Origin of the sequence: Flavobacterium sp., from assembly GCF_044341265.1 — a bacterium.
Lineage (GTDB): Bacteria > Bacteroidota > Bacteroidia > Flavobacteriales > Flavobacteriaceae > Flavobacterium.
The window spans coordinates 1-12237 of sequence record NZ_JBIISA010000052.1 but is presented as its reverse complement, the minus strand read 5'-3'; the positions used below and the strand labels follow the sequence as shown (position 1 = coordinate 12237).

Here is a 12237-nt window from a genome sequence, read left to right as displayed (position 1 = left end):
ATACATTAGACAACTCACTTAGGTATTTTATTCTTACTAGACGTTTTTATAATTTTATATAAAACAAAAATAATAGATACCAACAAGCTAACATTGCTTAAAAAATACATCATGTGTTAGTTTTAGATATTATTTCTATTCAAAATGTAATTATTTGGCTTTGTAATGATTCTAATTGAAAAAAGAATTAAAAAATTGGATAAATTTGAATTACTTTAAAAATGACTACTACTATTTTTTTTGATTTTTACTTAAATATTGTAATAGCAAAAATTAACTTTATTTCGAATACCTAATATGAATAACACAAAACAACTTATATTTTCACTACTGTTTTTAATTTTTAATACGCTATCATTTTATGCACAGAGCATTAACATAGATAGTTTAAAAGGCGTTTTGCGAAAAACTACAAGTGATACTACTATGACTAAACTATATATAGCCATAGGGACGGAATTTGAAAAAAGTAATGCCGATTCAACTTTTGTTTACTATAAAAAAGCATTAAAAAAAGCCAAAAAAAGCAATTTTTTGTTAGGAGAGGCAAATGCAAAGATTTTTTTATCAAAGTATTTTATCGTGCATTTTAATGATTATAAAACAGCATATACTTATACAATCGATGCCAAAAACATATTAGAAAAGGTCTTACTAAAGGAGAAAGTAAAAAAAAGAAGAAAAGAAATACTAGAAAAATTGATTAGTGTTTATAGTGGATTAAGCGTTTATTATTCCAATATAGGTAAAAATGATGTGTCAGTTTATTTTATTAGAAAATGTTTAAGCTCGGCTAAAATTATAAAGAATAATAATCTTATTGCAAGATCATACTACAATTTAGGTCATCATTCGCGTATGGTAAGAGATTTTCCAACAGCTTTAAATTGGTTCTTGTTATCTTTAAAAATAAGAGAAAAAATTGATAAAAATAATTTACATGAATTGTATATTGGAATTGGTGACGTTTATTCTAATTTGAAAAAATATTCAAAAGCATTAGAATATTACACTAAAGTTTTTAAGTTAGGTGATAAAAACTTTGATGCCAATGTTAGAAGCTATATCTCTATAGGAAACATATATCTGCGGCAAAATGATACTTCTAAAGCATTCGAATTTTACACAAAGGCAGAAGCATTAATTGGAACATATCATTTAAAAAGGTCACAAGTAATGCTCTATAATTCGTTAGGCCTTTATCACCAACAAATGGGCAAAAATGATTTAGCCCTAAAATACTTTTTTAAATTGATTAAAATAGGAGAACAAACTCAAAAAAAAGAAGTTATTGCAATTACAAACTTATCTATTGCTTCAATTTATGAGAAAGAAAATAAAGACAAATTGGCCATTCAGTTTGCCACAAGTGCTTCTATATTAGCTAAAGAAATTAGCAGATTAGACACCTATTGGGCTGCAGAAGAATTATTAAGTAAAATTTATGAAAAACAAAATAAACATCAATTGGCATTATACCATTATAAAGAATATATAATTACCAGAGATAGTATTGAAAATAAAGAGAATACCGAAAAAATTGTCAAAGCTCAAATGAAGTATGAATTTGAGAAAAAGGAATTGATTGCAAAAGCAGCGCAAGACAAAGCAAAAGCGATTGCATTGCAAGAATTAAACAAACAAAAATTGATTAGAAACAGCGTTGCAGGATTTTCAATACTGATAATTATCCTATCTACCAGATTAGTTTTTAGTTATAAAAGGAGGTCCAATATTAGTAAAACATTAGCACAAAAATCGGAGGAATTGTACCAACAGAAAGCGTTAGAACTTATTAAAAACGAACAAGTAAAATCGATGCGCAATTACATCAAAGGCGAAGAAAACGAAAGAAATAGAATTGCGTCTGAATTGCACGATGGTGTTGGCGGAACGCTTTCGGCAATTAAATTAAAATTGAGAAAAATTGAAGAGGATGATAAAAACCCTCAAATAGATAAGGTAATCAAAAATGTTGATGAATTGTATCAAGATGTTAGATCTATAACACATAATTTGATTACCCCACAACTCAAAGATTCTATTTTTATTAAAATCATCAATAATTTGGTCAATGACATTAAGGATGCTACTAGACTTGAAATAACATTAGAGTATTTAGAAGAAGATAAAATAAACCAATTATCAGAAGAAATTCAAGTAACGGTTTATAGAATGATTCAAGAATTGCTTAAGAATTCTATTACCCACTCTAATGGAACCAAAATCGAAATTAATCTAAACAAATTTGAACACGAATTAAACTTAGTTTTTGAAGATAATGGTTCGGGATTTGACTCTACAACTAAAAAAACTGGAATAGGGTTGCGAAATTTAGAGACAAGAACAAAAGCACTGGGAGGAAAACTGATTATTGACTCCGTTATGGGAAGAGGTTCAGCCTTTAATATTACCATACCTTGTTAAGCAGTTTATGAATATAATGAAGAAAATAAACATTGCCATAGTAGACGATCATTCCCTTTTTTTGGAAGGGCTATCTTCAATATTGAAAGATATAGAAAATTTCAATATTCTTATCACTGCTTCTAGTGCAAAAGAATTATTAAATCAACCCAATTTAGCAACTATTGATGTTTTAGTTAGTGATATCAGTATGCCAGAAATAGATGGAATAGCACTTAGCCAGATGATAAAAAAACAGTTTCCATCGATAAAAATCCTAATCTTATCGATGCACGAAGAAACTCAAATCATTAAAGCATTGATTAAAGCGAAGGTCGATGGCTATCTTTTTAAAAATGCTGCTAAAGAATTGTTAGTTAGCGCAATAATAAGTGTTGCTCAGGGAACACCTTTTTTTAGTGAGGCAATTAAAAACAAAATCATTTTTATGAATGAAGTTGGGATAGAATCAACCACTAAAGCCATTTTACCAAAACTATCTACTCGAGAAAAGGAAGTTTTAGATTTAATAGCCAAAGGATTAACCATTAACCAAATTGCAGAAACGCTTTTTATTAGTCAGCATACTGTAGTAAGCCATAAACAAAAACTTTTTTATAAGTTTAATGTAGATAAGATAACTAGTCTTGTTAAGAAAGCTATAGATCTAGAATTTATCGATTAGTATTCTGCCATCCCTTTTTTATATGATTTTTTTAAATACCATTAAAAAGATGATTTTTTGTTAGTTGATTAAAATTAATTTTGACTTTAATGCTTAAACTATAAACTCATTTTGCCTGTGGGCTGAAAGAACACTAACAAAGTACTAAAAAACAGAAAAATCATGAAAAAAAAATTACTCTTTGTCTTTGGATTCTTAACCTTCTTTACTGGTTTTGCTCAAATTACTAACCCTGCACCCTATTGTGCTGCGACCTTTAACAATGCAGCACCGTTTAACTTACCCGATAGACTTATATCAAGTGTAAGTTTTAGTGGCATTTTTAATACCTCAGGAAATACTAGATGGCCAGGAGGTGCTTATGTTTTTTATAATAATATTACGGCACCTAGCATTGTAAAAGGAAATTCTTATCCATTAACTGTAAATTACAATAATAATTCAACTCACCGAGTTGCCGCATTTATTGATTTTAATAGAGACAATGACTTTAATGACGTTGGTGAAAAAGTTATGGATGTAACCTTCCCATTTAACACCGGAACTACTGTAAATGTGAACATTCCTACTACCGCAATTGCTGGGGAAACAAGACTTCGAGTAATTTTGTATGAAGATGATATGTATACTGGATCCAATGGGATAGCTACTCCATGTACAACCGTCATAATAAATGGCATGTCACAATCTTTGGCTGTCGGAGAGACTGAAGATTATAAAATAAATCTTATAGAACCTCCAGTAACTATTTTTGAAGACAATTTTGACTCTTACACTAATTTTGCTATAACAGGTGTTGGTCAATGGACTCTTACCGATGTTGATTTAAGACCCACCTACAATATTGATGGGAGGACTTATGCAAACAGTAATAATGCAAAATCTTTTATGGTTTTCAATCCAACAGCTACCACACCAGCTTTACCATCTCCAAATAATTTTGAAGCTTTCTCGGCACCAAAATCAATGGCATGTTTCGCCGCAGTACCTGGAGCAGGAGTTACTGCTAACAATGATTGGCTAATTTCGCAATCACTTGCATTAGGTCTTAATGGCAATACCTTAACCTTTTTTGCCAAATCGGCAGATGCGGCTTTCCCAGAAAAATTTAAAGTAGGGATTTCTACCAATGGCATTGCTCCACCTAACTTTACTTTCATTTCACCAATTGTTACAACTACTTCAAATTGGGTACAATATTCTTATAATTTAGATGCTTATGCAAATCAAAATATAAGAATAGGAATTAATTGTATTAGTGACGATAAGTTTGCACTTTTGATAGATAATTTTAAAGTTACAAAGAGTGCTAATCTTTCTACTGACAATTTCAGTCAAAACCAGTTTTTAATCTATCCAAACCCGGCACAAAGCATATTAAACATAGAATCAAAAACTAGTTCAGTAATAGAAACCCTAAGAATATACGACTTATTTGGAAAACTGCTTTTAGAAAAAACACAGAATACCGATCAAGTTACAGTTGAAAACTTATCAAATGGTGTTTATATCATAGAAGTTGCTTCTGATGGTAAAACTTATAAAAATAAGTTTATTAAAAATTAATTAAGTGAAAGTCTATCATCTGAGGATAAACAAAGCTCTCTATCAATTCAATTAAAAAATAAGTGAAAATGAAAAAAAATGTTTCAAGTTTTGTTTTGGGCGTTACGTTCTTGTTGCTATCAATCAGTCAAGTTCAATGCCAAACCAAAAGAGTGTTATTTATTGGAAATAGTTATACCTCTTATAACAACTTGCCCCAACTCGTTCAAAGCCTTTCAACATCAGCTGGAAAAACGTTGATTATAGATTCTAGTATGCCTGGTGGATATCCTATGTCGAGCCACCTCGTAGATGCGACAACTTTTGCAAAAATAAGTCAAGGTAATTGGGATTATGTCATTTTACAAGAGCAGAGTCAAATTCCAACGATAGAGTATATTCGTGACAACGATATGTACCCTGCCATGACAGATTTAAAAGCACTTATAGAGCAGTACAACCCTTGTGCAAAAATAATCACTTATATGACTTGGGGAAGACGATATGGCGGACAACAATGCGATCCGAGCGGCACCTATTGTAGTCCTGTGTTTGCCAATTTTAATCAAATGCAAAATTCGCTAACTAGTGCCTATCTTGAAATAAGCGAACAATTAAACGTTCAATGTGCTCCAGTTGGTGTGGTATGGCAAAATATATTAAATAATTCAACGAATGTATTACATAGTGGAGATAACAGCCACCCAAATATAGACGGAAGTTACGTGGCTGCGTGTACTATTTTTAGCAGTATATGGAAACAAGGTGCCAGTGGATTAAGCTATACTGCCGGGATATCCAGTACATTAGCACAATATTATCAATCAATATCTGATAATACTCTTTTCAATAGCACAAATGATTGGAATCTTAACATTAATAAACCAACCGCTAATTTTAGTGAGTCCATTTCAGGCAACACAGCTACATTTACTAATTTATCAACTTCCATCGCTAATACATTAAATTATTCTTGGAATTTTGGAGACGGTAACACCTCTAGCATTGCAAACCCAAGTCATACCTATACAACAAGTGGAACCTATACGATCACTCTAATCGCCTCGAATTGCACTTTTTCTAACACTATTACAAAAACAATTCAGATAGGAGCATTAAGTATTAATGAAAACGCAGTTGGTAATTTTAAATTTTACCCTAATCCAACTACAAACCAAATAACTATAAAAGTAGATAATCAATTACTTGGTTCTGTTTATACTATTTATGATACCGTAGGGAAATCTGTTTTAAACGGCAAAATTAGCTCAGAACTCAATGTCATTGATTTAGGAAATTTATCAAATGGTGTTTATATCATAGAAGTTGCTTCTGAGGGTAACTATTTTAAAAATAAGTTTATTAAAAATTAAAAAATCATGAAAAAAAAATTTATTCTAGCCTTTGGATTCTTAACCTTCATTACTGGTTTTGCACAAACAACTAACCCTGCACCCTATTGTGCTGGAACAGTTGTCCCTTTTTATTTTGACCCAATAACAAAATTTCAATTGGGCACTTTTTCTAATAGTACAGGTGGCTATTTGGGTGGACAACCTGGAAATTCAAATTCTGGAACATCCAAGTATGTTTATTTTAATAATTTTACCCCTATTTTGCTTCAAAAAGGAGTAAACATTACTACTTCTCTAGAAGTCATACAAGGTGATTGCGAAACAAAGTTCATTGAAGTTTACGTAGATTTAAACCAAAACAATTCTTTTGAAGTTACCGAAAAAGTGGGCTTTGTTCCCTCTACCACTATTGATGCCAACTGTCAAGCAACTACTCCTCAAACATATAATTTTACAATTCTAATTCCAACAACTGCTACTGATGGACTAACAAGATTGAGAGTAATCTATAAAGGAGGCAATGGTTTACCTGCTGATATTCCTTGTCCTAATCAATTGCAATATGGTGAAATTGAAGATTATAACGTGAGCATAACCACCACACCAACTCCTGTTCCACCATCCGTAGTCAGTTTGCCGGCCACTAATATTGGTTCAACCCAAGCAACGCTTAATGGTAGTGTGAATGCCAATTATGGACCAACAGCAACCATTTCCTTTGAATATGGAACTAGTACTGCTTATGGTAACACTGCAAACGCTACCCCATCTACCACAAGTGGAACCGTTTTGACCAATGCAACAGCAACATTAACAGGACTGATAGCAAATACAACCTATCATTACAGAACCAAAACAACGGTTGGTGCAAATACCTATTATGGATCGAACGTTACCTTTACAACTTTTGCCGGTGGTGATCCTGTTATTACAGATGTTGAACTTTCAATGTCTAATAATGGCACACAGTATCCAACTTACTTTTTTAATGCTGAAGTTAATCCAAACAGTACTGGAAATGCTAATGTTTTTATTGAATATGGTTTTACTACTGCCTACGGCACAACCGTAGCAGCAACACTTTGGAATGGAAATCCAGCAGTAATCACTGGGTTTAATAATCGTTCTATAAGGACCCTTTTTCAACCGCAACCTGTTTATACAACTTACCATTGGAGAGTAAAAGTAGTAAGAAATGGGGTGAGCTACTATAGTCCAGACCAAACGGAACCCTTTTTTATTATTGGACCAACTATAAATCCAGTTGCAGCTTCATCAATAACAGGAACCGAAGCCACATTAAATGGAAGCGTACTTCCTGATACTTACACTACTAACGTTAAATTTGAATATGGTTTAACCAATACCTATGGCACTACCGTTAATGCAACTCCGAACTCATTTCCAGCTAGGACATCATTCAATTTTTTCCCTGTAGCAACTACTATTACAGGTTTAACAATCAATACTACCTATCATTATAGGGTTCGCACAGAAAGTATTACTCCTGCTGGATCATTAAATCCTCCTGCAGGAAGTATTCTAAGAACTCACGTTGGACCCGATTCTACATTTACCACTACTTCATTGGGAACTATTGATTTTCATCAAGATTTATTTGAAGTTTTTCCAAATCCAACAACATCAATAATAAATATAAAAACAAAGATGGGTTTTGAATTGGATAAAATTAACATTTATACTATTGAGGGCAAATTAGTGCACTCTCAAAACACCAATCTAAATACTGTTGATTTACAAAATCTACCTTTTGGAAATTATTTAATTCAAGTATTTTCTGGAGACAAAATAGTAACTAAAAAGATAATTAAAAATTAAGCGGTTACTGTAAATTTGAAGAGTACTTTTTTGTTGAAAAGTGCTCTTCAAATTTTACTCTTTAAAAATGAATATATGAAATCGCTATAAACAACTTGTTTGCTTGCAATTGATAAATCATCGAACTCCTATGAAAAATAAAATCTTTGTGAGATAAACACCAGTGAAAATAAAGCGATACCATATGACTTTAAAAAAACAATTAATATTTACATATGAAAAACCCATTGGGTGTAATTAGTTTTATTGTTCTAAAATTCAAAAATCTTTTATTCCTATTGATAAATATATAGATGAAATATAAATTACTACCCTTTTTTTTATTTTTTTCGTTGATTTTGTTTTCACAAGAAAATTGCACCAACGGTATTGATGATGATGGCGATGGACTAATAGATCTAAATGATCAAGAATGTCTTTGTAATAATTCGTCGATAACATCAATTATACCGAACCCTTCCTTTGAAGTTAAAACTAGTTGTCCGACTAGTCATACGCAATTAGAATTAGCAACACCGTGGATACAAGCCACTACAGCCACTTCAGATTTTTTTCATAATTGCGGCTACCTTTTTCAAGGAATGGCTGCATTAGGAATTAATAATTTCCCAGATGGAAATGGTGCAGCAGGCGTTTATTTTGCAAAAAATTATAAGGAATATTTAGGTACTTCATTAACAGCACCAATGGTTGCAGGCACAAGTTATCAGCTAACTATGAATGTAGTTGCTTTAAATATTCTTGGCAACACTGTATCTGCTATAAACCCAATAACACTTGAACCTGCAAATGTTACTGTTTATGGCTGTAACCTTGGAACAAATTTACCTCTCGATACAGAACTCAGCCCAAATACTGTAGATCCAACTTGGATAGAAATTGGTCATGCTTCCTATTCACCAGTTTCAACTTGGGGACAAATTACCATTACTTTTACTCCATCAATAAATATTAATGCTATAATGATAGGTGCTCCTCCGGTATTACCGCCATCCTATCCATCAGGATCAGCTACAAATCAGAGTAATTTACCTTATTTTGTCTTTGATAATTTACTTTTAAACACATCGTCCTCTTTTGGTGTTACTATAACAAGTGTTGGTACTTATTGTGATAATAATTTAGTATTAAGTGCTGAAATTACAGCTCCACTTGGGCCTGGTACAACGTATCAATGGTATAAAAATGGCATTGCAATAGTTGGCGCTACAAATAGTACCTACAATGTTCTTGGAAATCCCACAAGTTTAGGGAGTTATTCTGTACAAATAATAAATGGAACTAATTGTTATGTAAGTTCTAATTACACAGTTAACAACTCTGTCTCAAGCCCAAGTTATACTAAAGTTGATCCAAATTGTACCGTTGCTACAGGATCAATTACCATTACAACTCCAGCATTTCAATATAGTTTTGACAATGGAGTAACTTGGCAGTCTAGTCCTACAAAAGACTTATTGCCTTTGGGAATTTATTACATTAAAACAAAATCACTTGGCGGATGTATTTCATCTACTACAGGCGTTGCTATTACCCAACCTCCATTATTAGTAATCTCAAATATCACTGTTGTACATCCAACAACATGTAATGGTTTGGGAGCTATAACAGTTAATTCTCTAATTGCTTCGGAGTATAGTTTTGATAATGGTGTAACGTGGCAAACCAATCCTACAAAAGATTTATTGCCTCCAGGAATTTATTACATTAAAATTAAAACATCTAGTGGTTGTATATCATCTACTGTGGAAATTAGTATTAACCAACCTGAATTATTAGAAAATCCAATTATCACTGTTGTTCAACCAACAACATGTAATGAATTAGGTACTATAACAGTTAATTCACCAATTGCAACGGAATATAGTTTTGACGATGGTGTAACTTGGCAAACCAGTCCTACAAAAGATTTATTGCCTCCAGGAATTTATTTCATTAAAATTAAAATACTTGGCGGATGTATTTCATCTACTTCAAGCGTTGCTATTACCCAACCACAATTAATAGGAGACTCAAATCTTACTGTTATTCAACCAACATGCAATGAATTGTTTGGAACTATAACGGTTAATTCCCCAATTGCAACGGAATATAGTTTTGATAATGGCATAACTTGGCAAACCAGTCCTACAAAAGATTTGTTGCCTCCAGGAATTTATTACATTAAAATTAAAACATCTACTGGTTGTATATCATCTTATGTTGTAGCTAATATTAATGAACCTCAATTAATAGGAGAATCAAATCTTACTGTTATCCAACCTACAACATGTAATGGATTTGGAACTATAACGGTTAATTCACCAATTGCGACGGAATATAGTTTTGATGATGGTGATACTTGGCAAATCAGTCCTACAAAAGATTTATTAACACCGGGAGTTTATTACATTAAAATTAAAACACTTAATGGTTGTATATCATCTACTTTTGAAGTTAGTATTAACCAACCTCAATCATTAGGAAATCCAGAATACACAGTCATTCAACCAGGCTGTGGTACTAATGGTAGTATCACCATTACAACTTTAGCATCACAATATAGTTTTGACAATGGAGCAACTTTTGGAACCTCTAATACTTTAAATAATATAATCGTTGGAACCTATTTAATAAAATTTAAAGATGCATCAGGATGTATCTCGGGAAGTAGTTCCGTTACTATTTTAGCTGCTCCTATAATCCCATCTGCACCAACCGTTACTGTTGCACAACCCGCAAATTGTACAGCATCTACCGGCACAATAACTGTAACAAGCAATGCTTTACTTTATAGTTTTGACAATGGACTTACGTGGAGTAATAATTCTACTTCAGGACAATTAACTCCGGGAACTTATTTTATAAAAATTAAAAATAATTTTTCTGGCTGTCCTTCTTTGTCAACAACTGCAATTATAAATGCACCAACAGGTTTTCTATTGGCGCCAAGTTTTACTATTGTACAACCTGATTGTACTACTTCTACTGGAACTATTACAATTACAACATTAGCAAATCAATATAGTTTTGATAATGGATTAACATGGAGTACAAACCCAACATCTTTACCATTAAATCCTGGTAATTATCTTTTAAAAATTAAAGATAATACTGGTTGTGAGTCTAATAGTAGCGTAGCGGTAGTATTTCCTTTCACAAACCCTACACCAACATTCAATGCAATACCTGCTTTTTGTGCAGAAACCACAGCACCTGTATTACCTACAACTTCATTAAATGGAATAGCTGGAACGTGGTCGCCAGCAACAGTAAGTAATACAACAAGCGGAACTTATACTTTTACTCCTAATGCAGGACAATGTGGTACTATAACAACAATTTCAATAACCGTTAACCCATTAGTTGCACCAACATTCAATACAATACCTGCTTTTTGTGCAGGAACCACAGCGCCTGTATTACCCACAACTTCATTAAATGGAATAGTTGGAACGTGGTTGCCTGCAACAGTAAGTAATACCACTAGCGGCACTTATACTTTTACTCCTAATGCAGGACAATGTGGTACTATAACGACAATTTCAATAACCGTTAATCCATTAGTTGCACCAACATTCAATACAATACCTGCTTTTTGTGCAGGAACCACAGCACCAGTATTACCTTCAACTTCATTAAATGGAATAGCTGGAACGTGGTTGCCTGCAACAGTAAGTAATACAACTAGCGGAACTTATACTTTTACACCAGATGCTGGACAATGTGGTACTATATCAACAATTTCAATAACCGTTAACCCATTAGTTACGCCAACATTCAATGCAATACCTGCTTTTTGTGCAGGAACCACAGCGCCTGTATTACCCACAACTTCATTAAATGGAATAGTTGGAACGTGGTTGCCTGCAACAGTAAGTAATACAACTAGCGGAACTTATACTTTTACTCCTAATGCAGGACAATGTGGTACTATAACAACAATTTCAATAACCGTTAACCCATTAGTTACGCCAACATTCAATGCAATACCTGCTTTTTGTGCAGGAACCACAGCACCAGTATTACCTACAACTTCATTAAATGGAATAGTTGGAACGTGGTTGCCTGCAACAGTAAGTAATACCACTAGCGGCACTTATACGTTTACTCCTAATGCAGGACAATGTGTAACTCCAACTCCAGTTCAAATAACAATAACTGTTAATCCTTCAGTCATTCCAGCTTTTGATCCTATTCCAGCTTTTTGTGCAGGAACCACAGCGCCTGTATTACCCACAACTTCATTAAATGGAATAGTTGGAACATGGTCGCCTGCAAATGTAAGCAATACAACAAGCGGCACTTATACATTTACTCCTAATACAGGACAATGTGGAGCCATAACAACAATTTCAATAACCGTTAACCCATTAGTTACACCAACATTCAATACAATACCTGCTTTTTGTGCAGGAACCACAGCAC

Annotated in this window: 6 protein-coding genes; all 6 read left to right on the top strand. The window is 32.9% G+C overall.

The genetic code is table 11. The annotated features are described in order from the left end of the window. Positions 1-426 precede the first annotated feature (426 nt). The gene (locus ACIQ06_RS15615; RefSeq protein WP_396147856.1) at positions 427-2427 is read left to right on the top strand and encodes a histidine kinase; all 2001 of its coding nucleotides are present in this window, start codon (positions 427-429) and stop codon (positions 2425-2427) included. Between the two features lie 16 nt (positions 2428-2443). Continuing rightward, positions 2444-3091, top strand: coding sequence for a response regulator (locus ACIQ06_RS15610; protein ID WP_396147855.1), 648 nt, complete (start codon positions 2444-2446; stop codon positions 3089-3091). Positions 3092-3253: 162 nt separating this feature from the next. Then, positions 3254-4657 carry a choice-of-anchor J domain-containing protein gene (locus ACIQ06_RS15605; protein WP_396147854.1) on the top strand — a complete coding sequence of 468 codons (1404 nt, stop codon included), beginning with the start codon at positions 3254-3256 and terminating at the stop codon, positions 4655-4657. Positions 4658-4848: 191 nt separating this feature from the next. Continuing rightward, positions 4849-6009 (top strand): PKD domain-containing protein, encoded by a 1161-nt coding sequence (locus ACIQ06_RS15600; RefSeq protein WP_396147853.1) that lies wholly within the window; start codon positions 4849-4851, stop codon positions 6007-6009. 6 nt (positions 6010-6015) lie between these two features. Next, positions 6016-7830, top strand: a complete 1815-nt coding sequence (locus ACIQ06_RS15595; protein ID WP_396147852.1) for a GEVED domain-containing protein — start codon at positions 6016-6018, stop codon at positions 7828-7830. A gap of 293 nt (positions 7831-8123) precedes the next feature. After that, positions 8124-12237: hypothetical protein (locus ACIQ06_RS15590; RefSeq protein ID WP_396147851.1), on the top strand; the 4114-nt coding region annotated here is incomplete at its 3' end.

Excerpts from the sequence above, each read along its gene's own strand:
- ACIQ06_RS15615 (WP_396147856.1), top strand. The coding sequence starts at position 427 with ATGACTAAACTATATATAGCCATAGGGACGGAATTTGAAAAAAGTAAT.
- ACIQ06_RS15605 (WP_396147854.1), top strand. The coding sequence starts at position 3,254 with ATGAAAAAAAAATTACTCTTTGTCTTTGGATTCTTAACCTTCTTTACT.
- ACIQ06_RS15610 (WP_396147855.1), top strand. The coding sequence starts at position 2,444 with ATGAAGAAAATAAACATTGCCATAGTAGACGATCATTCCCTTTTTTTG.
- ACIQ06_RS15595 (WP_396147852.1), top strand. The coding sequence starts at position 6,016 with ATGAAAAAAAAATTTATTCTAGCCTTTGGATTCTTAACCTTCATTACT.